General features: G+C 70.0%; 31 protein-coding genes. 13 read left to right on the top strand and 18 right to left on the bottom strand.

Annotated features, from left to right (window positions below):
• The 4 genes from CJ226_RS00850 to CJ226_RS00835 all read right to left on the bottom strand — a co-directional run bounded on the left by CJ226_RS00850 (position 1) and on the right by CJ226_RS00835 (position 2,592).
• The gene (locus CJ226_RS00850) at positions 1-768 is read right to left on the bottom strand and encodes a cytochrome c biogenesis CcdA family protein (protein ID WP_025104444.1); all 768 of its coding nucleotides are present in this window, start codon (positions 766-768) and stop codon (positions 1-3) included.
• Positions 769-784: 16 nt separating this feature from the next.
• On the bottom strand, positions 785-1,435 hold the full coding sequence (locus CJ226_RS00845) for a TlpA disulfide reductase family protein (RefSeq protein ID WP_102208051.1): 651 nt from the start codon (positions 1,433-1,435) through the stop codon (positions 785-787).
• 124 nt (positions 1,436-1,559) lie between these two features.
• Positions 1,560-2,201 carry a histidine phosphatase family protein gene (locus tag CJ226_RS00840; protein ID WP_102208050.1) on the bottom strand — a complete coding sequence of 214 codons (642 nt, stop codon included), beginning with the start codon at positions 2,199-2,201 and terminating at the stop codon, positions 1,560-1,562.
• A 1-nt stretch (position 2,202) separates the two neighbouring features.
• A complete protein-coding gene (locus CJ226_RS00835; protein ID WP_025104449.1) occupies positions 2,203-2,592 on the bottom strand; it encodes a DUF5684 domain-containing protein in 390 nt (129 codons plus the stop codon).
• Positions 2,593-2,724: 132 nt separating this feature from the next.
• Here CJ226_RS00835 and aspS point away from each other — a divergent pair, with 132 nt between their 5' ends.
• The gene (aspS, locus tag CJ226_RS00830) at positions 2,725-4,503 is read left to right on the top strand and encodes an aspartate--tRNA ligase (protein ID WP_102208049.1); all 1,779 of its coding nucleotides are present in this window, start codon (positions 2,725-2,727) and stop codon (positions 4,501-4,503) included.
• 101 nt (positions 4,504-4,604) lie between these two features.
• On the opposite strand, the gene CJ226_RS00825 is transcribed toward aspS, so the two are convergent.
• Positions 4,605-5,378, bottom strand: coding sequence for a TSUP family transporter (locus CJ226_RS00825; RefSeq protein ID WP_060921721.1), 774 nt, complete (start codon positions 5,376-5,378; stop codon positions 4,605-4,607).
• A 105-nt stretch (positions 5,379-5,483) separates the two neighbouring features.
• Between CJ226_RS00825 and CJ226_RS00820 the strand changes: the two genes are divergently transcribed.
• From CJ226_RS00820 to CJ226_RS00800, 5 genes are all read left to right on the top strand, one after another.
• On the top strand, positions 5,484-5,999 hold the full coding sequence (locus CJ226_RS00820) for a GNAT family N-acetyltransferase (RefSeq protein WP_062636062.1): 516 nt from the start codon (positions 5,484-5,486) through the stop codon (positions 5,997-5,999).
• 135 nt (positions 6,000-6,134) lie between these two features.
• Positions 6,135-7,274 (top strand): ABC transporter substrate-binding protein, encoded by a 1,140-nt coding sequence (locus CJ226_RS00815; protein ID WP_102208048.1) that lies wholly within the window; start codon positions 6,135-6,137, stop codon positions 7,272-7,274.
• On the top strand, positions 7,271-8,209 hold the full coding sequence (locus CJ226_RS00810) for an ABC transporter permease subunit (RefSeq protein WP_082802905.1): 939 nt from the start codon (positions 7,271-7,273) through the stop codon (positions 8,207-8,209). The genes CJ226_RS00815 and CJ226_RS00810 overlap by 4 nt, the downstream gene beginning before the upstream one ends.
• Positions 8,206-8,997, top strand: a complete 792-nt coding sequence (locus CJ226_RS00805) for an ABC transporter permease (RefSeq protein WP_062635693.1) — start codon at positions 8,206-8,208, stop codon at positions 8,995-8,997. The genes CJ226_RS00810 and CJ226_RS00805 overlap by 4 nt, the downstream gene beginning before the upstream one ends.
• Positions 8,994-10,085 carry an ABC transporter ATP-binding protein gene (locus tag CJ226_RS00800; protein ID WP_102208047.1) on the top strand — a complete coding sequence of 364 codons (1,092 nt, stop codon included), beginning with the start codon at positions 8,994-8,996 and terminating at the stop codon, positions 10,083-10,085. The genes CJ226_RS00805 and CJ226_RS00800 overlap by 4 nt, the downstream gene beginning before the upstream one ends.
• A gap of 100 nt (positions 10,086-10,185) precedes the next feature.
• Here CJ226_RS00800 and CJ226_RS00795 read toward each other — a convergent pair whose 3' ends face one another.
• From CJ226_RS00795 to CJ226_RS00750, 10 genes are all read right to left on the bottom strand, one after another.
• Entirely contained in the window at positions 10,186-10,941 is a 756-nt protein-coding gene (locus CJ226_RS00795; protein ID WP_025104457.1) for an amino acid ABC transporter ATP-binding protein, read from the bottom strand.
• Positions 10,938-11,735: an amino acid ABC transporter permease gene (locus tag CJ226_RS00790; protein ID WP_060921705.1), complete on the bottom strand. Its 798-nt coding sequence runs from the start codon at positions 11,733-11,735 to the stop codon at positions 10,938-10,940. Before CJ226_RS00790 ends, CJ226_RS00795 begins: the two co-directional genes overlap by 4 nt.
• A 34-nt stretch (positions 11,736-11,769) precedes the next feature.
• Positions 11,770-12,582 (bottom strand): basic amino acid ABC transporter substrate-binding protein, encoded by an 813-nt coding sequence (locus CJ226_RS00785; protein ID WP_062635689.1) that lies wholly within the window; start codon positions 12,580-12,582, stop codon positions 11,770-11,772.
• Between the two features lie 143 nt (positions 12,583-12,725).
• Complete coding sequence (locus CJ226_RS00780) at positions 12,726-13,028, bottom strand: Dabb family protein (protein ID WP_062635688.1); 303 nt, start codon at positions 13,026-13,028, stop codon at positions 12,726-12,728.
• Entirely contained in the window at positions 13,025-13,321 is a 297-nt protein-coding gene (locus CJ226_RS00775; RefSeq protein ID WP_102208046.1) for a glutaredoxin family protein, read from the bottom strand. Before CJ226_RS00775 ends, CJ226_RS00780 begins: the two co-directional genes overlap by 4 nt.
• Positions 13,318-13,620, bottom strand: coding sequence for a rhodanese-like domain-containing protein (locus CJ226_RS00770; RefSeq protein ID WP_025104462.1), 303 nt, complete (start codon positions 13,618-13,620; stop codon positions 13,318-13,320). The genes CJ226_RS00775 and CJ226_RS00770 overlap by 4 nt, the downstream gene beginning before the upstream one ends.
• Positions 13,621-13,699: 79 nt before the next feature.
• Positions 13,700-13,798 (bottom strand): 30S ribosomal protein bS22, encoded by a 99-nt coding sequence (locus CJ226_RS00765; protein ID WP_003792170.1) that lies wholly within the window; start codon positions 13,796-13,798, stop codon positions 13,700-13,702.
• A 114-nt stretch (positions 13,799-13,912) separates the two neighbouring features.
• Complete coding sequence (locus CJ226_RS00760) at positions 13,913-14,104, bottom strand: helix-turn-helix domain-containing protein (protein ID WP_025104463.1); 192 nt, start codon at positions 14,102-14,104, stop codon at positions 13,913-13,915.
• A 75-nt stretch (positions 14,105-14,179) separates the two neighbouring features.
• Positions 14,180-15,106, bottom strand: a complete 927-nt coding sequence (locus CJ226_RS00755; protein WP_102208045.1) for a cyclase family protein — start codon at positions 15,104-15,106, stop codon at positions 14,180-14,182.
• Between the two features lie 26 nt (positions 15,107-15,132).
• A complete protein-coding gene (locus CJ226_RS00750; protein ID WP_062635684.1) occupies positions 15,133-16,065 on the bottom strand; it encodes a TetR/AcrR family transcriptional regulator in 933 nt (310 codons plus the stop codon).
• Between the two features lie 102 nt (positions 16,066-16,167).
• Between CJ226_RS00750 and CJ226_RS00745 the strand changes: the two genes are divergently transcribed.
• Together CJ226_RS00745 and CJ226_RS00740 are read left to right on the top strand one after the other, a co-directional pair.
• On the top strand, positions 16,168-17,070 hold the full coding sequence (locus CJ226_RS00745; protein ID WP_180964501.1) for an ATP-binding cassette domain-containing protein: 903 nt from the start codon (positions 16,168-16,170) through the stop codon (positions 17,068-17,070).
• Complete coding sequence (locus CJ226_RS00740) at positions 17,067-17,894, top strand: ABC transporter permease (protein ID WP_082802904.1); 828 nt, start codon at positions 17,067-17,069, stop codon at positions 17,892-17,894. The genes CJ226_RS00745 and CJ226_RS00740 overlap by 4 nt, the downstream gene beginning before the upstream one ends.
• A 180-nt stretch (positions 17,895-18,074) precedes the next feature.
• Here the strand turns inward: CJ226_RS00740 and CJ226_RS00735 are convergent, their stop codons facing one another.
• Positions 18,075-18,491: a helix-turn-helix transcriptional regulator gene (locus tag CJ226_RS00735; RefSeq protein WP_025104468.1), complete on the bottom strand. Its 417-nt coding sequence runs from the start codon at positions 18,489-18,491 to the stop codon at positions 18,075-18,077.
• A 104-nt stretch (positions 18,492-18,595) separates the two neighbouring features.
• On the opposite strand from CJ226_RS00735, the gene CJ226_RS00730 reads away from it, so the two are divergent.
• The 4 genes from CJ226_RS00730 to CJ226_RS00715 are packed head-to-tail and all read left to right on the top strand — an operon-like array spanning position 18,596 to position 23,098.
• Complete coding sequence (locus CJ226_RS00730) at positions 18,596-20,026, top strand: TrkH family potassium uptake protein (protein WP_025104469.1); 1,431 nt, start codon at positions 18,596-18,598, stop codon at positions 20,024-20,026.
• Positions 20,019-20,690, top strand: a complete 672-nt coding sequence (locus tag CJ226_RS00725; protein ID WP_025104470.1) for a TrkA family potassium uptake protein — start codon at positions 20,019-20,021, stop codon at positions 20,688-20,690. Before CJ226_RS00730 ends, CJ226_RS00725 begins: the two co-directional genes overlap by 8 nt.
• Before the next feature lie 57 nt (positions 20,691-20,747).
• Positions 20,748-21,524: an ABC transporter ATP-binding protein gene (locus CJ226_RS00720; protein ID WP_062635679.1), complete on the top strand. Its 777-nt coding sequence runs from the start codon at positions 20,748-20,750 to the stop codon at positions 21,522-21,524.
• Positions 21,506-23,098 (top strand): hypothetical protein, encoded by a 1,593-nt coding sequence (locus tag CJ226_RS00715; RefSeq protein WP_102208043.1) that lies wholly within the window; start codon positions 21,506-21,508, stop codon positions 23,096-23,098. Before CJ226_RS00720 ends, CJ226_RS00715 begins: the two co-directional genes overlap by 19 nt.
• A gap of 318 nt (positions 23,099-23,416) precedes the next feature.
• On the opposite strand, the gene proC is transcribed toward CJ226_RS00715, so the two are convergent.
• Positions 23,417-24,256, bottom strand: a complete 840-nt coding sequence (gene proC, locus CJ226_RS00710; RefSeq protein WP_062635675.1) for a pyrroline-5-carboxylate reductase — start codon at positions 24,254-24,256, stop codon at positions 23,417-23,419.
• A 59-nt stretch (positions 24,257-24,315) separates the two neighbouring features.
• Here proC and CJ226_RS00705 point away from each other — a divergent pair, with 59 nt between their 5' ends.
• Positions 24,316-25,287 (top strand): cation diffusion facilitator family transporter, encoded by a 972-nt coding sequence (locus CJ226_RS00705; RefSeq protein ID WP_062635673.1) that lies wholly within the window; start codon positions 24,316-24,318, stop codon positions 25,285-25,287.
• A gap of 4 nt (positions 25,288-25,291) precedes the next feature.
• Here CJ226_RS00705 and CJ226_RS00700 read toward each other — a convergent pair whose 3' ends face one another.
• Positions 25,292-25,747: a nucleoside deaminase gene (locus tag CJ226_RS00700; protein ID WP_102208042.1), complete on the bottom strand. Its 456-nt coding sequence runs from the start codon at positions 25,745-25,747 to the stop codon at positions 25,292-25,294.
• Positions 25,748-25,790: the final 43 nt, after the last annotated feature.

The following is a 25,790-nucleotide window of genomic DNA, read 5'->3' as shown; positions in this document are numbered from 1 at the left end:
TCAGAGCGGGAGGATGACACTGCCGATCACCGCCGTCAGTCGCGACATGATGTCGGTCCACAGGCCGGTGACCATCAGGACACCGAGGAGGATCAGCAGCACGCCGCCGAGGATGTTCACGACCCGGATGTGGCGGCGCAGGAACCCGATCGCCTTGGTCGCCCAGCCGAAGCCGAGGGCGACGAGCAGGAACGGGATGCCGAGGCCCAGGGAGTACGCGAGGCCGAGGAAGCCCGCGCGCACGGGGTCGCCCGCGTTGAAGGAGAGCGCGAGGATGGCGGCCAGCGTGGGGCCCATGCAGGGCGCCCAGCCGATGCCGAGCGCGACGCCGAGGAGCGGGGCCCCGACCATCCCGGCCTTCGAGTCGACGTGGAAGCGGAGCTCCTTCTGCGCGAACCCGAAGAGCCCGAGGAAGACCAGGCCCATCGCGATGATGACGACGCCGAGGATGCGGGTGATGAGGTCGCCCCACTGGAGCAGGAACACGCCGGCGGTGCCGCCGAGCACCGTGTAGAGGATGAAGACCACGGTGAAGCCGAGGATGAACAGCAGCACGCCGAGGACCAGGCGGCTGCGCGTCGCGGTCTGGGTGGCGCCGTCGCCGGTCGTCGAGGTGTTCCGCGGCGTGACGGCTCCCCCGAGGAAGCCGAGGTAGCCCGGAACGAGTGGGAGCACGCACGGCGAGAGGAACGAGACGAGTCCGGCGAGCATCGCCACCGGGACCGCGATCCAGAGGGCTCCGGATCCGATGATCGCGTCGGGGTTCACGACGACCTCGCGGACATCAGGAGTCCTCCGCCAGCGCGTCCTTGACGAGCGTGGAGAGCACGGAGGTGCCGTCGATCGGCCCGATGATCTTCGCGGCGACGCGGCCCTGCTTGTCGAGCACGAGCGTGGTGGGGGTGGCCGAGATCGGCACGACCTTGGCGAAGGCGAGCTTGGCCTGGGCGGTGTCGACGTCGATGAGGCTCGGGTACGTGATCCCGAACTCGTCGGCGAACGCGACAGCCGTGTCGGCCTGATCGCGCGTGTTGATGCCGATGAACTGCACGTCCCCGTCGCTGTGCTCCTGCCAGACGGCCTCCAGGTCGGGGGCCTCGACGCGGCACGGAGCGCAGCCGGCGTACCAGAAGTTGACGACCGCGACCTTCCCGGCGATGTCGGCGCTGTCGAAGTCCTCGCCGTGCTCCGTGACCCCGGCGAACTCGACCGGCTCCCCGCGCTCGGCGACCGGGATCTCGACGATCGCGCCGTCGGCGGCGACGTAGCCGGTGTTCTCGCCGTTCAGGAACGACTCGCTCACGGCATCGGGGGCGCAGGCGCTCAGACCGACGGCGAGCACCGCAGCGAGCGCGGCTCCGCCCAGGCGGCCGAGGGGCCGAAGACGGGAGGGGCGGCCGTTGCGGATCGGGTGAATCCTGGAAGCGCGGGACACGTCTCCGAGTTTACGCAGAGCTTCCTATGCATCGGCCGGGTACCCCGGGGGAGTCTGACTTCGAATCGCCCGATTGGTCCCATTTCCGGGCCGGATGGGGCCATTCAGGCGATTCGAACGGGGGTCAGACGGCCCCGACGTCGACAGCACCGCCGGTCGCGGCGGGCTCGGCGTACGAGACCTCGCGCCAGACGTCGCCGACGCGCGCGAACGAGGTCACACTCGACAGGGCGCAGCGGCGGGTCCGCGGGTCGTGCTGCAGCGGCAGGCCGGCGACGCGGAGGTGCGTGATCCAGATCGGCGCCTGATGCGACACCATCACGATGTCCCCCGCGGTCGGGATCTCGGCCGCGGCCGTCCATGCCTCGTCCATCACCCCGAGCATGCGCTCCGCGATCGAGGCGTACGGCTCCCCCCAGCTCGGGAGCGACGGCTGACGCAGGTGCCACCAGTTCATCGGGTTCATGAGCGACCGCCGCATCCGGGTGCCCTCGAACACGTTCGTCGGCTCGATCAGACGGATGTCCGTCTCGGGTTCGAGGTCGAACACCTCCGCGAACGGGGCGGCCGACTCCTGCGCACGCTCCAGCGGCGACGCGAACAGCGCGGCCACCGGATCGCCGAGCCCCGCCACGTGCTCCGCCGCCGCCTGGGCCATCTCCTCCCCCGCGGTGCTGAGGTGATAGTCGGGCAGCCGTCCGTAGAGCACACGGGACGGGTTGTGCACCTCGCCGTGGCGAACGAGGTGCAGAAGTGATGCCGCCACGTCAGACCTCGCGGTAGCGGGAGTCGCCGAACCCGAGGATCAGATAGCCGATGTAGGGGAACAGGAACAGCAGGAAGAAGGAGAACACCCCGCCCTTGCCGAAGCGCGCGCCGAGCTTGAAGGCGACGATGACCCCGAGGATGAAGTTCGCGATCGGCACGAGGTAGAGCAGGGCGAACCAGCCCGACATCCCGGCGATCTTCACGAGGAACACGACGTTCACGATCGGGATGATCGCGAGGATGCCGGGGTACCCCGCCTTCGTGAAGACCTTCCACAGTCCGACCACGACGAGGATGTAGAAGATGAGGGCGATGAGTCCGGTCGTGCCGGAGAAGATCGCGCCGAACAGGTCGGGAAGGCCGTTGCCGTCCGAGATGGAGAGGTGCATGGGGGTCCGCCTTTCGTCGTGGCGATCCTACTGAGGTGCCGCTGCTCCGCGCTGGCGACCCGGCCGGGAAGGGCCGGGACGCCCGCGTAGACTGGGCGGGTTCATCTTTCCCCGGATCAGGAGGAATCCTCCGTGCTGCGCACCCACTCCGCAGGCTCCCTGCGCGCCGAGAACATCGGTCAGACCGTCACCCTCACCGGGTGGGTCGATCGTCGTCGTGACCACGGAGGCGTCGCTTTCATCGATCTGCGGGACGCGTCGGGCATCGCCCAGGTCGTCATCCGCGACGAGGAGATCGCCCACCCGCTGCGCAACGAGTTCGTCCTCAAGGTCACCGGCGAGGTGTCGCGGCGCCCCGAGGGCAACGCGAACCCGAACCTCCCCTCCGGCGAGATCGAGGTCATCGCGGCCGACGTCGAGGTGCTGAACGAGTCGGCGCCGCTGCCGTTCCAGGTCTCGACCGCTCTGGCCGACACGGAGACCGTCGGGGAGGAGGCGCGCCTGAAGTATCGCTACCTCGACCTCCGCCGCCCGGCCGCCGCCTCCGGGCTGCGCCTGCGGTCCGACGTCTACAAGGCGATCCGCGACGTGCTGCACGCCGAGGACTTCACCGAGGTCGAGACCCCGACCCTCACCCGTTCCACGCCGGAGGGCGCCCGCGACTTCGTCGTCCCGGCCCGTCTGCACCCGGGCAGCTGGTACGCCCTGCCCCAGTCGCCGCAGCTCTTCAAGCAGCTGCTCATGGTCGGCGGTGTGGAGAAGTACTTCCAGATCGCCCGCTGCTACCGCGACGAGGACTTCCGCGCCGACCGTCAGCCCGAGTTCACGCAGCTCGACATCGAGATGAGCTTCGTCGACCAGGAGGACGTGATCGCCCTCATGGAGTCGCTCATCGTGGCGATGTGGAAGACGATCGGCGTCGAGGTGCAGACCCCGCTGCCGCGGATGACGTACGCCGACGCCATGGCGAAGTACGGCTCCGACAAGCCCGACCTCCGCTTCGGACTCGAGCTCGTCGAGGCGACCGAGTACTTCAAGGACACCCCGTTCCGCGTGTTCCAGGCCGAGTACGTCGGTGCGGTGCGCATGCCCGGCGGTGCGAGCCAGCCACGCAAGCAGCTCGACGCCTGGCAGGACTGGGCCAAGCAGCGCGGCGCCCGTGGTCTCGCCTACGTGCTGTTCAACGAGGACGGCACCCTGGGCGGGCCCGCCGCGAAGAACCTGTCCGAGGCCGAGCAGGCGGGCCTGGCGGAGTTCGTGGGCGCCGAGCCGGGCGACTGCGTGTTCTTCGCCGCCGGTGCCACCAAGGAGAGCCGGGCGCTGCTCGGCGCCGCGCGGGTCGAGATCGGCCGTCGCCTCGGGTACCTGAACCCGGACGAGTTCGCCTTCACCTGGGTCGTCGACGCCCCCATGTTCGAGCCGGCCGCCGACGCGGTCGCCTCCGGAGACGTCGCGGTCGGCGCGGGTGCCTGGACGGCCGTGCACCACGCGTTCACGGGCCCGAAGCCCGAGTTCGAGGACACGTTCGACACCGACCCTGGATCGGCCCTCGCCTACGCGTACGACATCGTGTGCAACGGCTCGGAGCTCGGCGGCGGGTCCATCCGCATCCACCGCGAGGACATCCAGAAGCGGGTCTTCGAGGTCATGGGCATCAGCGACGAGGTGGCGCAGGAGCAGTTCGGCTTCCTCCTCGACGCGTTCAAGTTCGGCGCTCCGCCGCACGGCGGCATCGCACTCGGCATGGACCGCGTGCTCCAGCACCTGACGAAGACCGAGTCCATCCGCGACGTCATCGCCTTCCCGAAGTCCGGGAACGGTTTCGATCCCCTCACCTCCGCTCCCGCGCCGATCACCCCCGAGCAGCGCGCCGAGGCCGGTGTGGACTTCACTCCTGAAGACGAGGCCTGACCCGCCGAGACCCCGTCTTTCCGCCGAGACCCCGGGACACTGCCGCCGGCAGCCCGGGGTCTCGTCGCGTACCCGGGGTCTCGGCGAAGAAAGAATGAGAATCAGGCGAAGAGGGGGGCGAGGTTCTCGTTCCACACGTCGACGCCGAGCTTCGCGATGAGAGCCACCACGACGACGAGGAACACCACGCGGATGAACGTCGTGCCGCGGGAGATGGCCATCCGCGAACCCAGGTAGCTGCCTCCGACGTTCGCGACCGCGAGGATGCCCCCGAGCAGCCACAGCACCGAGCCGTGCGGGATGAAGAGGAGCAGCGCCCCCGCGTTCGTCGCGAGATTGACGATCTTGGCCTTCGCGCTCGCCTGCAGGAAGTCGTAGCCCAGCAGCGCGACGAGGGTGATCACGAGGAAGGTGCCCGTGCCCGGACCGATCATCCCATCGTAGAACCCGATGCCGAGCCCGGCCAGCCCGGCCATGATGTGGTGCTTGTGCCCGTGGAAGCGCAGCTGCGTCGCCGCCCCGAGCTGCGGCCGGAGCGCCGTGAACAGGGCCACCGCCAGCAGCGCGATCACGATGATGGGCTTGAAGGCGGCCGGGGGCAGCACCGTGGCGACCGCCGCGCCCCCGAACGAGCCGATCAACGCGATCACCGCCATCGGCAGAGCTGTGCGGAGATCGGGCTTGGCCCGGCGGTAGTAGGTGATGCTGCTGGTCGCGGTCCCGAACACGGAGGCGAGCTTGTTCGTCGCGAGCGCCTGGACCGGGGCGATACCGGGGATGAGGAGCAGCGCCGGGAGCTGCAGCAGCCCTCCGCCGCCGACGACCGCGTCGATCCACCCGGCACTGAACGCCGCCACGATGATGAGGATCAGCATCCCCCAGGTGAGCTGCTCGAGTCCGAGGAGGCTGCCGATATCCACTCCGCCATGATTCCAGACCCGCGGGCGCCGTCCCGCATCCTCCGCTGGCAGACTGGGCTCATGCTCGCCGCTCTCCCGCTTCCGCATCCGTTCGCGTCGAGGAGCGGGGACGCCGTGCTCCGGCGTGCGACCGAGGCCGACGCCGACGCCGTCATCGCGCTGCTCGCCGACGACCCGATCAGCGCCGCCCGCGGCGACGTGGCGTCCGATGAGGACCGGCCGGCGTATGAACGCGGCCTCCGCGAGATCCTGGCCGACCCTTCCAACGACCTCCTCGTGGTCGAGCTCGACGGCGCCGTGGTCGGCACCCTCCAGCTCACCTCGATCCCCGGAATGGCGCGCCGCGGCGCTCGGCGGCTGCTCGTCGAGGCGGTCCGGGTGCGCAGCGACCTCCGGTCCTCGGGCATCGGCTCCGCGGTCATGCGCTGGGTCGGCGACACCGCGGCGCCCGCCCTCGGTGCGGCCATGGTGCAGCTCACCTCCGACGCCGCCCGCACCGACGCGCACCGGTTCTATGAGCGCCTCGGCTACGTGGGCTCGCACCGCGGCTTCAAGTACACCGTCCCGCAGCGCTGAATCCGGAGCGCATCCCCGCGCCACCCGCCCGACACCGACCGTTCACCCGCACCGCTCCGCGTGGCTACCTCGGACTCATAGTGTCCTCTCGCAACCCGACACCGGCTCACAGCGCCGGACACCGAGAGGACACTCATGGCACGCTCCATCCGCCGCGCACGCATCGGCGCCGGCATCGCCCTGGCCACCACGGCCGTCATCGCTCTGACCTCCTGCGCCTCCGCGACCGACACCCCGGCCGCCGGTGACGACGCCGTGGACGCGGCGAGCGCGACCTCCGTCGAGGACTTCGGCTCGTTCGCCGACCTGGAGGCGGCCGCGAAGGAGGAGGGTCAGCTCAACGTCATCGCCCTCCCCCGCGACTGGGCGAACTACGGCGAGATCCTCGACCTGTTCGCGGAGAAGTACCCCGAGATCACCATCAACGAGGCCTCACCCGACGTCTCCAGCGCCGAGGAGATCCAGGCGGCCGAGACGAACAAGGGCCTCGACACCGCTCCCGACGTCTTCGACCTCGGCCTGACCGTCGCCCTGCAGAACACCGACACCTTCGCCCCGTACAAGGTCCAGACCTGGGACGACATCCCCGACGAGCTGAAGGAGCCCACCGGCCTCTTCGTCGGCGACTACGGCGGCTACATGTCGATCGGCTACGACTCCTCGGCCTTCGAGGGGCCGGCCGAGCTGTCCGATCTCCTCTCCGCCGACTACAAGGGCGCCGTGGCCATCAACGGCGACCCGACGCAGGCCGGAGCGGCCTTCGCCGCCGTGGGCCTGGCGACCGTGCAGTCGGACGGCACGCTCGACGACTTCCAGCCGGGCATCGACTTCTTCTCCGAGCTGCAGAAGGCCGGGAACCTCCTCAAGGTCGACGTCACGACCGCGACCGTCGCCAGCGGCGAGACCCCCGTGGTCTTCGACTGGGACTACCTGAACGCGGCGCACACGGCCGACAACCCGGACTGGAAGGTCGTGGTCTTCGACGGCACCGGCTACGCGGGCTACTACAACCAGGCCATCAACGTCGACGCTCCGAACCCGGCCGCCGCGCGTCTGTGGCAGGAGTTCCTCTACAGCGACGAGGTGCAGAACCTGTGGCTGAAGGGCGGCGCCCGTCCGGTGCGCATGGAGGCGATGACCGAGGCCGGCACGATCGACGAGAAGCTCGCGGCCGCTCTCCCCGATGCCCCGGAGGAGACGGTCGTGCCGACCGAGGAGCAGTCCGAGAACGCCGGCACGCTGCTCGGCGAGAAGTGGGCAGCGGCGGTCCAGTGACCACCGTCGTCGCCCCGGGGGTGGATGCCGCGGCGTCCGCCCCCGCCACCGCCGCCGGACCCGCGTCGCACACGCGGGCCCGGCGGTCGGCGCCGTCCGTGGCGTGGCTGGGGCTCATACCGTTCGCCGCCTACGTGCTGCTCTTCCTCGCCGTGCCGACCGTGCTCGCGATCGGCTCCGGGTTCTTCGACGGCGACGGTGCTTTCACCTGGACGAACGTCGCCGCCCTCGGCGACCCGGTCGTGCTGACGACCTTCGCGAACTCGGCGGGGCTGTCGCTGCTCACCGCGGCGGTCGGCGCCCTCGTCGGCGCCCTCGTCTCCTATGCCCTGCTCGGCATGAACCCGGACGGTGTCGTACGCCGCTCCGTGGACGCGGCCGCCGGGGTCCTCGCGCAGTTCGGCGGCGTCATGCTCGCGTTCGCCTTCATCGCCACGATCGGCATCCAGGGCGTGGTCACGGTCTTCCTCCGCGACACCTTCGGCATCGACATCTTCGCCGAGGGCACGTGGCTGTACGAGCTTCCCGGCCTCGTCCTCCCGTACATCTACTTCCAGGTGCCGCTCATGGTCATCACCTTCCTGCCCGCCCTCGCCGCGCTGAAGCCGCAGTGGGTCGAGGCGAACCTCACCCTCGGGGGCAGCAGAGCGAGCTTCTGGCTGCGGATCGGCCTCCCGGTGCTGGCGCCGTCGTTCCTCGCCAGTCTGCTGCTGCTCTTCGCGAACGCGTTCTCCTCGTACGCCACGGCCGCGGCGCTCGCGAGTCAGGGCTCGCAGATCGTCCCGCTGCAGATCCGCACGGCGCTCACGAGCGAGACCCTGCTCGGTCGGGAGAACCTCGCCGGCGCTCTCGCCCTCGGCATGATCATCGTGGTCGGGGTCGTGATGGCGCTGTACTCCCTCATCCAGCGCCGGGCTTCGCGGTGGCAGGCATGAACGGCCTCGCCCCGTCCCGCGCGACCCGTGCGGTGATCGGCATCGTCGTCGGGGCGTTCTTCGCGGTGCCCCTCGTGTCGACGTTCCTCTTCACGCTGCGCGACACCGACGGCCTCTCGTTCGCGCACTGGACCGCCCTCTTCGACCCCGCGGCGTCGGCGGCCCTGAAGCCTCTCTGGACGGGGCTCGGGAACTCGCTGATCCTCGCGGTGGTGACCGTGGCGATCGTGCTGCTCCTCCTGGCCCCCACGATGATCCTCGTGAACCTCCGCTTCCCGCGGCTGAAGGCGGCCTTCGAGTTCGTCGCGCTCCTGCCGATCTCGATCCCCGCGATCGTGCTCGTCGTGGGGCTCACGCCGATCTACCTGCAGATCGGTCGGACCGTGGGCACCGGCACCTGGACCCTCGCCTTCGCCTACGGCATCACGGTCCTCCCCTTCGCCTTCCGCTCGATCCAGGCGTCGATCGATGCGGCAGACCTGCGCACGCTGTCCGAAGCGGCGCGCTCGCTCGGGGCGGGCTGGCCGACGGTCGTGCTCCGCGTGCTCGCGCCGAACCTCCGCCAGGGCCTGCTCGCCGCCTCGCTGATCTCCATCGCAGTGGTGCTCGGGGAGTTCACGATCGCGTCCCTCCTCAACCGGCAGGTGTTCCAGACGGCGATGGTCGTGGTGCAGAAGCAGGACCCGTATGCCCCCGCGATCTTCACGCTGCTCGCCCTGTCGTTCGTCTTCCTCCTGCTCCTGCTCATCGGCCGCGTCGCCCGCGGTCCGCGAAAGGCCCGCTCATGACCCTCGATCACGCGCTCCCGCGCACCAAGGACAACCTGCTGCTCGCCCAGGCCGGCGACGGCACGCGGGTCGAGCTCCACGGCATCGTCAAGAGCTACGGCGGCACGAGGGTGCTGCACGGCGTCGACCTCGACATCGCCCCCGGGGAGTTCGTCTCGCTGCTCGGTCCCTCCGGCTGCGGCAAGACGACACTGCTCCGCGTGCTCGCGGGACTCGAGGGCGCCGAGGAGGGGACGGTGCTCCTCGGCGGCGGGGACGTCTCGCGGGTGCCGACGAACCGGCGCGACATCGGGATGGTGTTCCAGTCGTACTCACTGTTCCCGCACCTCCGCGTCGTCGACAACACGGCCTTCGGGCTCCGTCGTCGGGGTGTCGGCACGCCCGAGGCGGCGCGGCGTGCCCTTGATGCGCTCGCCCTCGTAGGCCTCGCCGACCTCGCCGACCGGTTCCCGCACCAGCTCTCCGGCGGACAGCAGCAGCGAGTCGCCCTGGCTCGCGCCCTCGTCACGGAACCCCGGGTGCTGCTGCTCGACGAGCCCCTGTCGGCTCTCGACGCCAAGGTGCGCGTGCAGCTCCGCGACGAGATCCGGCGCATCCAGCTGCGGCTGGGCATCACGACCGTCTTCGTCACACACGACCAGGAGGAGGCCCTCGCGGTGTCGGACCGGATCGCGGTCATGAACTCCGGTCGCATCGAGCAGATCGGCTCCCCGGAAGAGCTGTACACGACTCCCGCGACCGCCGAGGTCGCCGCGTTCGTGGGCCTCTCCAGCGTCGTGTCCGGCGTCGCGGACGGCGAGCACGTCGTCGTGTGGGGGCAGCGTCTCCCGTTGCAGACCCCCGCCGACGGCCCCGTCGACGTGTACCTCCGTCCGGAGAACGTCCGCTTCACCTCCGCGGAGGACGCCGCCACCGATGCCCTCGTGGAGGAGAGCACGTTCCTCGGCAGCATGCGGCGGACCCTCGTGCGCACGGAGTCGGGCGAGCTCGTCCGCGTGCAGCACGATCCCACCGTGCACCCGTCGTTCGGCGACCGCGTCCGCATCGCGGTGACCCCCGCCCCTGTGGTCGCGCGCCCCCGCGGCTGACCGAGACCCCGGGTTCACGTCGAGACCCCCGGCTGCAGACGTCTGCAGCCGGGGGTCTCGGCGAATGCCAGGGGTCTCGGCGACACCGGGGCGGGGAGAGTTAGAGGACGCGGGAGAGGAAGTCCTTCGTGCGCTGGTGCTGCGGATTCGCCAGCACCTCGCGGGGGTCGCCCTCCTCGACGATGTGTCCACCGTCCATGAAGATCAGCCGCGAACCGACCTCGCGCGCGAAGCCCATCTCATGCGTGACCACGAGCATCGTCATGCCCTCGTCGGCCAGCGACCGCATGACCTGCAGCACCTCGCCGACGAGCTCCGGGTCGAGGGCCGACGTCGGCTCGTCGAACAGCATCATGTCGGGGTTCATGCACAGCGCCCGGGCGATGGCCACGCGCTGCTGCTGCCCACCCGAGAGGTGCCCGGGGTACGCGTCGGCCTTCTCCGCGAGACCGACGCGCTCGAGCATGGCGCGCGCGACCTTGTCGGCCTCGGCCTTCGAGCGCTTCTTCACCCGCTGCTGCGCGATCGTGAGGTTGCCGAGCACGCTGAGGTGCGGGAAGAGGTTGAAGCTCTGGAACACCATCCCGATGCGGGTGCGCACGCGGTCGATGTCGATGTCGGGATCGGTGATGTCGATGCCCTCGATGAGCACCTTGCCGCCCGTGGGCTCCTCCAGGAGGTTCACCGAGCGGAGCAGCGTCGACTTCCCGGAACCGGACGGTCCGATCACACAGACGACCTCGCCGGCCAGAACCGTCAGGTCGATGCCCTTGAGCACCTCGTTGTCGCCGAAGCTCTTGTGCAGGTCCTGGATCGCGATCGCCGGGGCCTGCACGTCGATCAGGTCGGTGCTCATCGTGTCCTCGCCATCCGACGCTCCAGCCACGCGCTGAGACGCGTGAGCGGGATCGTCACGATCAGGTAGAGGATCGCCGCCATGATGAGCGGCGTTCCGTTGGCGTTCTGCGTCGCTGCGTCGCGCGCGAAGTTCGTGAGCTCCTTCGACCAGATGAAGGAGCCGGCGACGAACAGCAGCGAGGTGTCCTTCAGCAGCAGCACGAACTCGTTCGTCAGCGGCGGGATGATGATCCGGAAGCCCTGCGGGACCACGATCCAGAAGGTCGTCTTCATGGGCGACATACCGAGCGAACGCGCCGCCTCGGTCTGTCCCTTCGGGACCGCCTGGATTCCGGCTCGGATGGTCTCTGCCATGTAGGCGGAGGCCACGAGGATGAGACCGATCAGGCCCAGGACCACCGGCCCGCCGAGGCGGGTCGCCGGCACACCGAGACCGATCGGCAGGATGAACGCGATCGCGAAGATCGTGAGGATCGCGGGCAGACCGCGGAACAGCTCGATCCACGCCGTCGCGATCCACCGGAACGGCGCGATCACCGAGAGCTTCATCAGCGCCAGCAGGATGCCGAGCAGCAAGCCGCCAGCGAATGCCACCGCCGTGAACCACAGGGTGTTGACGAGCGCCGTGGTGATGATGCCCGGGAGCATCTTCGCCGCGACCTCGGGGTTGAAGTAGAGCTGCGCGATCCTCGCCCAGTCGGTGCTGACGATCGCCCAGACGACGATCGCGAGCAGCACCGCGTAGATCGAGTACCGGTACAGCTTCTGTTTCGTGGTGCGCCTCAACGCCATTGTCAAGGTCCTCCCGACCGACTCAGCTCTCGACTCAGTTGGCCGTGAAGTACTCGTTGTAGATGGTGTCGTACTCGCCGTTGTCCCGGAGCTCCTGCAGAGCCCCGTTCACGGCCTCGCGGAGTTCGTCCTTCTCCCCCTTGGCGAAGGCGAAGCCGTAGGACTCATCGGTCTCGTAGGTCTCCACGATCTCGTAGGCGGAGTCAGCCTTCTCGTGCTCGAGGTTGACGGGCTGATCCTGCAGGATGGCGTCGATCTGCCCGGCCTGCATCGCGGGCCACAGTTCGCCGTCCGACGGGTACTGCACGAGCTGCGCGCCCTTCGCGTTCTCGGTCGCGTAGGCCTCGCCGGTCGTGCCCTGCTGCACGCCGACGTTCTTGCCGTCGAGGTCGTCGATGGACTTGATCCCCGAGTCGGTGCGCACGAGGAGCGACTGCAGCGAGTCGTAGTACGGGTCGGAGAAGTCGATGTTGGCCTTGCGCTCGTCGGTGATCGTCATGGCCGAGGCACCGATGTCGCACTGGCCGGCGGCGAGAGTCGTGCCGGACTGCAGCGCATCGAAGCCCACATCCTGCACGGAGAGCTCGAGGTCGAGCTGCTCGGCGATCGCACCGAGGAGGTCGATGTCGAAGCCGGTGTACTCACCGTCGTCGCCCTCGAACTCGAAGGGCGGGTAGGGGATGTCGGAGCAGACGGTCAGCTTGCCCGCCTCGATGAGTCCGTACTCGTCACCGGCAGCGGACTCGCCGCCGCTGCCCGCGTCGGAGGAGCCGGTGGCGCATCCGGCGAGCGCGAGGGTGGCGGTGGCCGCGATCGCGAGGCCGGCGAAGAGGTTACGACGGGACATGTCGGCTCCTGGGAGTCGGGGGGCGGGTGAGCCCACGGACGGGTAGGAGTTCATCTAAACATGCGGCTCGTCGCGTGACCAATGACATCCCCTCGCGCCGCATTACGTTTGTGTTTCGGTGCCGCGGGGACGACGCTCGATGCTCAGAGCTCGGCATCGACCGCCACACGGCCGGAGACGACCGAGCGGATGTACCCGGCGACCTCCTCATGCGCGGGGTGCACCTGATACTGCTCGAGGTCGGCGACGGAGTCGAAGTCCGCGACCAGGGTCACGTCCCAGTTCGCGTCGGGGTACACGTCGTTCGCACCGGCCCAGATGCTGCGGAGCTGGGGTACGACACCGTCGAGGGCATTCAGTCGCCGGGCGACCTCCGCCGCCTGCTCCTGCCGCTCCGCCGCGTCCTCCGCGGCGAGCTTCCAGGTCACGACATGGCGGATGGTCATCGCAGCTCCTTCTGGTCGGCACGGGCCTCCGCGCCGACGGCTTCCTCCAGCGCCTCGCGCAGCCGGTCGGGGGACACGCGCCAGTGCGCATGCAGTCGTCCGTCGATGAGGACGACGGGGATCTTCTCCCACCACTGCTCGTACAGGGCGGGGTCGTCCTGGATCGACGCCTCGACGATCTGGATGCGCTCCGCGGCGGCGTCGGGAAGTTCGGCGACGACCGCGTCGACGACCTCGGAGGCCACGGCGCACAGATGGCAGTCGGGCTTGCCGATGAGGGTCAGCGTCGTCACGACGACGGGACCTCCACCTCGCGTCCCTGGGCGATCCACTCGCCGGTGCCGCCCTCGACGTTGGTGGCGTCGTAACCGCGGGCCTCGAGGGCCTCGACGACGCGCGCCGAGCGACCGCCGGCCTGGCAGATCACGTCGAACGACTCCGCGGGGAGCTCGTCGAGGCGGTTGCCGATCTCGGACATCGGGATGTTCACGGCGCCGGGGACGTGGCCGGCCTGGAACTCGTGCACCTCCCGGACATCGATGAGGGGCGTGCCGGAGCGCTCGGCGAGTTCGGCGACGGTGATCGACTTCATGACATCCTCTCGGCGGTGCGGAACGGCGCGCAGAGACACAAAGCGCCCGTCCGAAGACAGGCGCTCGGTGTCTGGCCGCTTACTTCTTGTTGCGGCGCTGGTGGCGAGTCTTGCGAAGCAGCTTGCGGTGCTTCTTCTTCGCCATGCGCTTGCGGCGCTTCTTGATGACAGAACCCACGGAAACCTCACTAAGTCAGGGGCTGGGTGTCGCCGGAATCGGACACCCGGGTACGAGCACGAAAAATGCCTCGGATCATCCTAGCAAACTCAGGAGGGTGCCCCGCGCCCTCCGTCAGCCGGCGTCGGCGATGGGCCGCTGCAGAGCCTCCGCGACGGCGGACTCCGGCACGCGGTAGCTCCGTCCGAATCGGATGGCGGGGAGGTCACCGGCGTGCACGAGCCGGTACACGGTCATCTTGGACACGCGCATGAGCTCGGCGACTTCGGCCACCGTCAGGAATCGGACGTCTGGAACCTCGGGCATCCCACGTACCCCTTTCTCGATGAGCACACTCTATGGGGTCGCTGGGACGCGTGTAAACCCGCGTGGCTGTTGTGATCAGTGGGATGTCGGCACGATCGCGAACGCCCGGACCGGGAACGTCCCGAACCCGCGGATCGCCGGAGGAGCCGCGGTGAACCGCGCCCCGCGCGCGGGGAGGCGATCCAGAGCGGTGAGGTGCTCGACGACGTGCACGCCCGCCGCGAGGAGGATGCTGTGCGCCGGTCGCTCCCCACCGCTCTCCGTGTCGTCGATGTTGAGCGCGTCGATGCCGACCAGGCGCACCCCGGCGTCCACGAGGAAGCGCGCCGCGTCCTCGGTGAGGAAGGGCGAGCCGGTGCCGTAGGCGGGCGTGCCGAACAGCCGGCTCCAGCCGGTGTCCAGGAGCACCGCGCTGCCGCGGAGCTCGCGATCGGCGAGCGTCGCCGCCCTGATACCCCGCCGTTCGGGCGTCCACGCGTCGCGGAGGTGGAAGACCTCGGCGGGCAGGTCCACGAGGGTGTCGAGGTTTAGCGACGCCAGGTCGGCCCCGTCCGCATAGCGGTGGAACGGCGCGTCGAGGTAAGTACCCGTGTTGCCGATCATCGTGATCACGTCCATCGCGAACTCCGTCCCCGGCGCATAGCGCTCGCGCGAGGCCGCGCGGGTGAGGTGCGGGGTGATGGTCGGCGCCGGCAGCCCGGGATAGGTGACCATGCCTTCCGCGATCGGGTGGCTCAGGTCCACGACCCGATCGGTGCGGTCTCCACGAGCCGGAGCCGCGACGCCACGGCTGCCCCGGTGCGGCTCGGCGACGATCCGCAGGTCGCTGAGCTCGACCTCGCCCACGAGCGCCAGACCGAGATGCGCGATGAGCAGGGCTGCGACCTCGTCCGCGGTCACGTCCTCCCGTGGCAGGTCGAGTCGGAACCCCTGCCCCTGCAGCCCGCCACCGTTGGCGAAGGTGATCGCGAAGTCGAAATGCGCGCGGTACTCGTCCGTCATGGAGCCATCCTGCCGGACCGGAGGACTCAGGCGGATCTCTTCGCCTTAGCGATCCGCTCGCGCGCATCCCGTAGGGCCTGCCGCTCGACCTTGCGCGCGGCGCGAAGGGCCTTCTCCGCCTCACGGCTGGCCTTCTGCGCCTCTTTGAGCCGCTTGTCTCCCGCGAGCTCGGCGACGTCGAGATCGACCCACTCCTCCGCGACGATGTGCCGCTCCCCGCGTTCGAGGCCCGCCATGTACGCGGCGACGCCGTCGAGGGTGCGTTCCACCGCGAAGCGGAACGGGTCGGCCGACGACAGGAAGACGCCGTCTTCGATAGCCCGCCGCAGGGCGGGGAACTCGTCAGCGGTGATGACCCGGTCGAACAGCGAGGCCTCACGGGCCGCGACCTCGTCCGGACTCAGACCGGACGACCGCGACTGCTCGGTGTATCCGGCCTGCACGATCCCGCACCAGCGGGCATGGCCGGTGACGGCGAGTGCGACGGCGATCCGCTCCTCTGCCGTGAGCGGGGTGCCATCGAGGGCGGCGAGGCCCGCATCCAGCCAGGCGGAGCTGTTCGGTGTGATCGGTGAACCCGAGATCGGCAGCGAGAGCATCCAGGGATGCCGCAGATACACGAGGATCTGCGCCTCGTACAAGGCGAGCAGCCGCTCGCGCCACCCCTCGACCTCGAGATGGCTCTCCGGCGGCAGGCCCGTCGCCTCCTCCTGCATGAGGAGCAGGAGGTCGTCCTTGGCGGAGACGTACCGGTAGAGCGACATGGGCGTGAATCCCAGACGCGCGGCGACCGCAGCCATCGAGACGGCACCGAGCCCCTCGGCGTCGGCGAGGGCGACCGCCGCCTCCACGATCTTCTCGACGCTCATCTCCCGCTTCGGGCCGCGCTGCGGATCGGCCGCGACACCCCAGGCGAGCGCGATCCCGCGCGGCAGCTCGGGCGGCTCCTTCTCGGTCATGGCTTTCATCCTACTTCTGTTTATTTCTTAAACAGTGTGTTACGGTCATACACACTTGCGTTGCCCATACACAGTTTTTGGGATACACAGAAGGGAACCGTGATGGACAGAGCCATCGACGTCCACGACCTGCACAAGGCTTTCGGCGCGAAGACCGTCATTCGTGATCTCGACCTCACCGTCGCCCGTGGCGAGGTGTTCGCTCTGCTCGGGCCCAACGGCGCCGGCAAGACGACGACGATCAACATCCTCACCACCCTCACGGCGGCGGATCGAGGCACGGCGCGCGTCGCCGGCTGGGATGTGCGGACTCACCCGCGGGAGGTGCAGCGACGGATCAGCCTCACCGGCCAGTCGGCCGCCGTGGACGACGCCCTCAGCGCGACCGAGAACGTGGTGATGTTCGCCCGCCTGTCCGGACTCGGTCGTGCCGGCGCGCGGCGTCGCGCCGCGGATCTCATCGATCGCTTCCATCTCGGCGAGGCCGCCGGCCGCGCCGTCCGCACCTACTCCGGCGGCATGCGTCGGCGTCTCGATCTCGCCCTCAGCTTCGTCGTGACCCCGGAGGTCCTCTTCCTCGACGAGCCGACGACAGGGCTCGACACCCGCAGTCGGCGTGACCTCTGGGACATCATCCGGGTCCTCGCGGACGGCGGCACGACGGTGTTCCTCACGACGCAGTACCTCGAGGAGGCGGATCAGCTCGCCGACCGCATCGCCGTGCTCCACGACGGTCGCATCGCGGCGCTCGGAACGGCCCCGGCGCTGAAGGCCCGGGTCGGCGGCGACACGGTGGAGCTCCGCGACGACCGCGGGGAGCTTCAGCGGGAGATCCCGACCGACGGCTCGGTGAGCGGTCTCCGCCGAGCGCTCGACCTCCTGGATGAGGACGGCGGCGCCGGCACCGTCACGCTCCGTCGCCCCACCCTGGACGACGTCTTCCTCGCCGTCACCGCCCCCGACGCCGCGACCGCAGGCGCCGCGCCCCGGAAGGAGCTCGCATGAACATCGCCCACGCCACTGTGCCCGAAACCTCCGGGCCCGCTGCCGCCCCCGCCCCGCGGCCACCCCTCCGCGGCCTCACCGCCGAGACCGTCCTCGTCGGGCGCAGCCTCCGCCACTCCCTCCGGGACGGCGAGTCCCTCCTCATGGCGATCCTGCTCCCCGTCATGCTGATGCTGATGTTCACGTGGGTGTTCGGCGGGGCCATCGATCCCTCCGGCGCCTACGTCGACTACGTGGTCCCCGGCATCATCCTGACGTGCGCCGGTTTCGGCGCCTCCTCCACCGCCGTGTACGTCGCGAACGACATGCGCACGGGGATCATCGACCGGTTCCGTACCATGCCCCTGCGCGCCGGCGCCGTGCTCACCGGGCATGTCGTCGCCAGTGTCCTCCGCAACCTCGTGGCGACCGCCGTCGTGATCGGCGTCGGGGTACTGGTCGGATTCCGCCCATCGGCCACTCCGCTCGAGTGGGTCGCCCTGGCCGGCATGATCGCGCTCTACATCCTCGCGATCACCTACCTGTTCGCCGCGATCGGGCTCGCCGCCGGCAGCCCCGAAGCAGCGAGCGGCTATGGCTTCGTCCTGCTGTTCCTGCCGTACCTCTCCAGCGCCTTCGTCCCCGTCGCGAGCATGCCCGACTGGCTCCAGCCGATCGCCGCCCACCAGCCGATCACGCCCATCGTGGAGACCATCCGCGCTCTCCTGATGGACACCCCGATGCAGGCGGAGGCATGGTGGGCGATCGGCTGGTGCGTGGCGATCCTCCTCGTGGCGGCGTTGTGGGGCGCGTGGCTGTTTCGACGAAAGGCCGGACGACGATGAGCCGACACCCAGCCCGCGCATAGCCCGCATTGTCCGATCGCTCAGACAGCCCTGCCAGGGTCGGGTGCAGGACCCGTGCCGGCACCTGCCGAGTCCGCGCGGATCTGGGGTCCGCACACCGCCCCCGACGGCATCCCCCCTGCCGTCGGGGGCGGTTCTCCGTCTGTGCGGGGCGCGGAATCAGGCGCCGAGACGTTTCAGCGCGTTCGTGACCACGTGCTTGGCGGAGGCGGCCGCACGCCCGACGACCTCGGCCGCGTGCGCGGCACCGTCGGGGATCGGGGCGCCCGGATAGGCGATGTCCGGTGCCGCATCGCCGAACGCATCGACGAGGAACGGGACCAGCCAGTCGTCGACGGCCTCCAGCGGCGCGACGGACAGGCTGTAGAAGCGGCGCTGCCCGTCTTCGCGGACGGTGACGAGCTCGGCGTCGCGGAGCACCTTGAGGTGCTTCGAGACGGTGGGCTGACTGATGCCGAGGTCGGCCACGATCTGGCTCACGCTCGTCCCGGACTCGCCTTCGGACGTGCGTCGGAGCAGGAGCTGGAGGATGTCGCGCCTCGTACCGTCTGCGATCACGTCGAAGATGTCCGTCATGTGATCAGGGTAGTGCGCCCCGGCACGGAGTACCATGACGAAGGCTCGGCGAGAGGCGCCGTGCTGCGGCCGTGGAACGGACGGCGCGGAAGAAGGGGGCAGCGATGTCGGGCATCGTTTCGGCGTCGTCTCCTCGCACCGGTCTTCCCGGAGCCGCCGGCCGGGTGAAGCACCTCATCACCTCGTCGCCGTCCCGGTTCGCCATCGCCGTCTTCGCGCTACTGATCCTCGTGTTCACGGTGCTGTTCTCGCTGCCGATCGCGTCCGCCAGCGGCACGGTGACACCGCTCAGCGACGCGCTCTTCACCGCCGTCTCCACGATCTGCGTGACGGGCCTGGCGACCGTCGACATGGCCAACCACTGGTCGCCGTTCGGGCACGTCGTCGTGTTCATCGGGGTCAACATCGGCGCCCTCGGTGTGCTGACCCTCGCCTCCCTCATGGGGATGCTCATCTCGAAACGCCTCGGGCTGCGGGCCAAGCTCATGGCGGCCGGCGACACGAACCCGCTCCGCGCGCACGGCGGCGTGGTCAATGAGAGCCAGACGGTGCGCCTCGGCGAGGTGGGCCAGCTGCTCACCACGGTCGCCCTCTCCGCCCTCTTCATCGAAGCGGCCCTCGCCGCCCTCCTGTATCCGGCGCTGGTGATGGCGGGGGTCGACCCGATCGCCGCGCTCTGGGAGGCCCCGTACTTCTCGGCGATGGCGTTCACCAACACCGGCTTCGCCCCGAACGACGGCGGAGTGGCCGTCTTCGCCGACGACTACCTCGTGCTGTCGCTGCTCATGGTCGGCGTGTTCCTCGGGAGCATCGGCTTCCCGGTGATCTACACGCTCGCGAAGCACGTCTGGCACGTCAAGCGCTGGTCGCTGCACTCGAAGCTGACCATCGTCACCACGGTTCTGCTCTTCATCCTCGGCGCGGCCGCCTTCCTCATCCTCGAGTACGACAACCCCAAGACCTTCGGCTCCATGGACGCGGCCGACACGACCTTCCAGGCGTTCTTCCTCTCCGCGATGACCCGCTCCGGCGGCTTCAACGTCATCGAGATGGACGACCTCAACGGCTCGTCGCTGCTCGCCGCCAGCATGCTCATGTTCGTCGGCGGCGGGTCCGCGTCGACGGCGGGCGGCATCAAGGTGACCACGCTCGCGGTCCTCGCGATCGCCGTCTGGTCCGAGGCGAAGGGCCGCCAGTCCGTCGAGGCGTTCGGCCGCCGCATCCCCAGCGACGTGCAGAGGGTCGCCCTCAGCGTCGTCGCCTGGGGCGCCACCATCGTCGCGCTGTCGACCATCGTGATCGCGCAGATCACCAAGGCCGACATCAGCCACGTGCTCTTCGACGTTATCTCCGCGTTCGGCACGGTCGGGCTCTCGACAGGCCTCACCGGGGAGCTTCCGGATTCCGCCTCGTACGTCATGGCCGCGACGATCTTCATGGGCCGCGTTGGTACAGTGACTCTCGCTGCGGCAGTCGCCGCGACATCGCGCACGCAGTACTACTCACTGCCCGTGGAAAGGCCGATCGTTGGTTGAAGTCCTTCGGGGGGACGCTCCCGTCCTCGTCATCGGTCTCGGCCGCTTCGGTGCCGCGTGCGCCGGTGAGCTCGACCGCCTCGACCGCGAGGTGCTCGCGATCGACGACAACCTCGAGCTCGTGCAGAAGTGGTCGGACCGCGTCACGCACACCGTGCAGGCCGACGCCCGCAACATCGACGCCCTCCGCCAGATCGGTGCCCAGGACTTCCAGGTCGCGGTCGTCGCCGTCGGCTCCTCGATCGAGGCGTCCGTGCTCATCACGGCGAACCTCGTCGACCTCAAGGTGCCGCAGATCTGGGCGAAGGCGGTCTCCCAGTCGCACGGCAAGATCCTGGCCCGCGTGGGCGCCAACCACGTCATCTACCCCGAGCGCGAGGCCGGCGAGCGCGTGGCCCACCTGGTGAGCGGGCGCATGCTCGACTTCATCCGCTTCGACGACGACTTCGTCCTGGCCAAGATGTACCCGCCGAAGTTCATCCGCGGCGTCGGCCTGAACGAGTCCGGCGTGCGCTCGAAGTACAAGGTCACCGTCGTCGGCGTGAAGAGCCCGGGCAAGCCGTTCCGCTACGCGGAGGCCAACACGATCGTGACCAACCACGACCTCATCATCGTCTCCGGGACGAACAGCGACATCGAGCGCTTCGCCGCCCTCGACCGCTGAGCCGGGTCATCCCCGCGGCGGATGCGCCGGCCGCGGCAGGCGTGGTGGGATGGGGGCATGAGCGATCACGCCCCCGCACCGCCCGTCCTCGCCCTCCGCGGGCTCCGCAAGCAGTTCGGCCAGAAGCTCGCCGTCGACGCGCTGTCGCTGGACGTCCCCGCGGGCTCGATGCTGGGGCTGCTCGGCCCGAACGGTGCCGGCAAGACGACGACGCTCGCGATGACCACCGGGCTCCTGCGCCCGGACGCCGGGACGGCCTGGGTGCTCGGCGCCGACGTCTGGCAGGACCCTGCCGCCGCGAAGGCGCGGATGGGCGTGCTCCCCGACGGCATCCGGATGCTCGACCGGCTCAGCGGCGCCGAGCTGCTGCGGTACACCGGCCTGCTGCGCGGGATGCCGGAGGCCGAGGTCGTCTCCCGCTCCGGTGAGCTCCTCGACGCGCTCGGCCTGACGGAGGCGGGTGACACCCTCGTCGTCGACTACTCGGCCGGGATGAAGAAGAAGATCGGCCTGGCCTGCGCGCTCATCCACGCGCCCCGGCTGCTGATCCTCGATGAGCCCCTCGAGGCCGTCGACCCGGTCTCCGGACAGACGATCCGGCAGATCCTGCGCTCCTTCGTGGACGGCGGCGGCACGGTCGTCCTCTCCAGCCACGTCATGGAGCTCGTCGAGTCGCTGTGCGACCGCGTCGCCATCGTCGCCGAAGGGCGTCTGCTCGCCCACGGCGCCCTCGACGAGGTGCGGGCCGGGCTCACACTGCAGGAGCGCTTCCTCACCCTCGTGGGCGCGCACGACCTCGGAACGGAGACGCTCGCGTGGTTGCGCTCCTCGTAGGCCTGCGGCTGCGACAGCTCGGACATCAGCTCCGGCGCAACCCCTGGATGATCGTGACCCTCGTGATCGTGGGTCTCATCGCGCTGAGCATGCTGGGGCTGCTGACCGTGGGTCTGATCGCGCTGCGGGTGGGCGCTCCGGACGCCGCCGTGACCGCGATGGTGCTCACCGGCGCCATCATCGTGCTCGGGTGGTGGATCGGATCGATCCTCGTCAGCGCGGACGACTCGCTGGCCCCCGAGCGCTTCGCCCTGCTCCCGGTGACCGCCCGGGCTCTCCTCCCCGGACTGGTCGTGGCGGGGATGACGACGATCGGCGGCATCGGCACCGCCCTGGCACTGCTGCTCATGCTCGTGGGATGGTCGGTCAGCGTTCCGGCCCTCCTCGTCGCGGTGCTCATGGTCCCGGTGGCCCTCGCGACCTGCGTCCTCGGCGCCCGCGTCGTGAGCGGGCTGCTCGCGGGATGGCTCGCCCGTCGGCGGACGCGCGACCTCGTGCTCACCCTCGGCGTGGTGCTGCTGGCCTCGTCCGGCCTCCTCCTCAACATCGGTCTGCAGGCGCTGTCGACCGTGCGCGACGTCGGTGGCGCCTTCACCGCGATCGCCGAGATCGCCGCGTGGACGCCGGTCGCCGCCGTGTTCGGAGTTCCCGCCGCCGTGGCACAGGGCGACGTCGTCACCGCCGTCCTGCGGCTGCTCATCGCCGCCGCCACCCTCGTCGTCTTCTGGGTCGCCGCGCGCCGGATGCTCGCTGCGCGCCTCGTCGCCCCGCTGCAGTCGAGCGGAGGCGGACGCGTGCGCTCGGGAGGCGTGCTCGACCGTCTTCTTCCCGCAGGGCCCGTCGGCGCCATCGCGGGACGGACCCTCCGCTACTTCCGCCGCGACCCGCGTCAGGTCGTCAACATCGTGATGCTCCTGCTGCTCCCCGCGATCTTCCTCGGGCTCGCGCTCATGAACGGACTGCAGCAGGACAGTACCGGCTTCGCGCCCGCGATCACCCTCATCCCCGCGATCAACGCCCTCCTCGCCGGCAGCATCGTGCAGATGGCGATCGCCTACGACAACGACGCCGTCGCACTGCACATCCTCACCGGGGTGAGCGGGACGGCCGACCGCGTCGGACGCCTGCTCGGGTTCGCGCTGGTGGCGGTGCCGATCACGATCCTCCTGTGCGTCGTGACCTGTCTGCTGGCCGGGCGTCCGGATCTGCTTCCGGGCAGCCTGGGCGCTGCTCTCGGACTCATGGCGGTGTCGGCGGGCGCGGGCTCCTGGGTGGGCGCGTTCCTGCCGGGGCGAGCTCCGGCGCCGGAGGCCAACCCGTTCGGACGCGGCTCCTCCGGGGGCGCGCAGTCCTTCCTCGCGATGCTCATCATGTCGCCGATCACCCTGCTGCTCGGCGGCCCCGCCCTCGGCTTCGCGATCGCGTCGATCTGGATTCCGCCCCTGGGCTGGGCGAGCCTCGCATCAGCCGTCGTGCTCGGTGGTGTCGCGCTGTGGGGCGGCACAGTACTCGGCGGTCGCACCCTGCAGCGGCGCTGGCCCGAGGTGCTCGCCGAGGTCGCCAGCGAGGCCTAGCTGCACCTCGCCGCAACAGGCGTTCGCGCGCGTTCAGGCTCCAGGGGCACGGGCTGCCTGAACCCGCGTGGCGGCCTGCTCCCGCGTGGCCGCCTGCTCCCGCGACACCTCGCCGCAACAGGCACTCACGCGCGTTCAGGCTCCAGGGGTGCTGGCTGCCTGAACTCGCGTGATCGCCTGTCTCCGCGTGGCCGCCTGCTCCCGCGACACCTCGCCGCAACAGGCACTCACGCGCGTTCAGGCTCCAGGGGTGCTGGCTGCCTGAACTCGCGTGATCGCCTGTTTCCGCGAGGCGGAGGCGCGCGAGAACAGGCGAGATCAGGCGCCGGCGGCGAGCTCCTTCGCGCGAGCGAGGGCGGCGGCGGCAGCGGCGGCGAAGGTGTCGGACAGATGCGCGTCCTGGAGCACGGCGACGGCGCGCTCCGTCGTCCCCTTCGGGCTCGTCACCCGGCGGCGCAGCTCGGCGGGGTCCTCCCCCGTCGAGTCCAGCAGCGCGGTCGCCCCGATGAAGGTCTGCTCGGCCAGCAGCCGGGCGTCCGCGTCGGCGAAGCCCATCTCCCGCGCGGCCGCGGTGAACTCCTCGATGAGGAGGAAGACGTAGGCGGGACCGGAGCCCGAGATCGTCGAGAGCGCATCGATCTGCGACTCGGGGACCTCCACCACCGCCCCCACCGTCTCGAACAGACGGCGCACGAGCGCGAGGTCATCGGGGGTCGCCGCGGCGCCGGCCGCGAGCCCGGTGACCCCCTTGCGGATCGTCGACGGGGTGTTCGGCATCGAGCGGATGACGCGGGTCTCCGGGCCGAGGACATCCGCGAAGGTCTGCAGCGTGACCCCCGCGGCGAGGCTCACCACGACGGTCTCCGGGCTGAGGTGCGGCGCGATCTCGCGGAGCAGGTCCGGGACCATCGCCGGCTTCACCCCGACCAGGACCACCCGTGCGCCGGCCACGGCCTCGGCATTGCCCTCCGGCCGCTCGGACAGCGCGATGCTGGTGACGCCGTCGAGGCCCGCGAACGCCTCCGCCTTCTCCGGCGTGCGGTTCGTCGCGGTGATCCCTCCGTCCACCGGGACGCCGGAGGCGAGCACGCCGCGGAGGATCGCTCCCCCCATGGATCCGGCACCGAGGAACGCGAGGGACGGGAGCGCATCAGCCATGTCGTCATCCTACGGCGGGCGCTCCTGTGCCGCTCGGACTCCCGTCCTAGACTCGTCGCATGAGTGCATCCGGAGGCAGCAAGGCCATCGTCGCGGCGTTCCTGGCGAACCTGGGCATCGCTCTCGCGAAGTTCCTCGCGTGGGCCCTCTCCGGCTCGGCCTCGATGCTCGCCGAGGCGATCCACTCCGTCGCCGACTCGGGGAACCAGCTCCTGCTGATGCTCGGCGGCCGCAAGGCGAAGCGCCACGCGGACCGCGCGCACCCGTTCGGCTACGGCCGCGAGCGCTACGTCTACGCGTTCGTCGTGTCGATCATCCTCTTCTCCGTCGGCGGGCTCTTCGCGATCTACGAGGGCGTGGAGAAGCTCACCCACCCGCATGAGATCGACCAGACCTGGTGGTGGCTCCCGCTCGTCGTGCTGTTCATCGCGATCGGCCTGGAGTCGTTCTCGCTGCGCACCGCCGTGCGCGAGAGCAACGTCGTCCGCGAGAAGGGCCAGTCCTGGTTCTCCTTCGTCCGGCGGTCCAAGGCGCCGGAGCTCCCCGTGGTCCTCCTCGAAGACGTCGGGGCCCTCACCGGACTCACCTTCGCCCTGCTCGGCGTCGGCCTCACGCTCCTCACCGGCAACCCCGTCTTCGACGCCCTGGGCACCGTGATGATCGGCGTCCTGCTCGTGCTCATCGCGATCGTGCTGGGTGTGGAGACCAAGAGCCTGCTCGTCGGCGAGGGCGCGACCCCCGCCGATTACGACCGCATCGTGGACGCGATCAACGACGGTCCGGAGATCGAGAAGATCATCCACATGAAGACCCTCTACCTCGGGCCGGACGAGCTGATGGTCGCCGCGAAGATCGCGCTCAACGCCGACAAGCCGCTGCGCGAGGTCGCCGACGACATCGACGAGATCGAGGCCCGCATCCGCGCCGCCGTGCCGGTCGCCCGGGTCGTCTACATCGAGCCGGACGTCTACCGTCCCGCGATCGATCCGGAGCCCTCGACGGACGTGTTCGTCCTCAAGTCCTCGGACTGAGCGTTCAGCGCCGGTCCTCGAAGAAGGCGCGCAACAGAGCGATGGACGCGTGCTCGTCCACGCCGCCGATCACCTCCGCGCGATAGGGCAGGCGGCGGTCACGCAGCACGTCGTACATCGAGCCGGCCGCTCCCGCCTTGTCGTCCCACGCGCCGAAGACCACGCGGTCGATGCGTGCCTGGAGGATCGCGCCGGCGCACATCACGCAGGGCTCGAGGGTGACGACGAGTGTGCAGCCGTCGAGGTTCCACGACCCGCGGACCGATGCCGCGCCGCGGATCGCCTCGATCTCGGCGTGCCCGGTCGGGTCGTGCGTGGCCTCCCGGGTGTTCCGCCCTTCGGCCAGGACACGGCCATCCGCGTCGAGCACGACGGCGCCGACGGGGATCTCCGCGGCGTCCGCGGCCTCGGCGGCGAGCTCGAGTGCGCGCTGCATCGCGAGACGGTCGGCGGCGGTCATGCCCCGAGCCTACGGCAGCGCGGGGCGGCCGCCACGGCGCCCG

This window comes from Microbacterium sp. UMB0228, from assembly GCF_002871415.1.
Classification (GTDB): domain Bacteria; phylum Actinomycetota; class Actinomycetes; order Actinomycetales; family Microbacteriaceae; genus Microbacterium.
The sequence above is the reverse complement of the archived record's forward strand: the minus strand, read 5'-3'. Positions and strand labels throughout refer to the sequence as shown.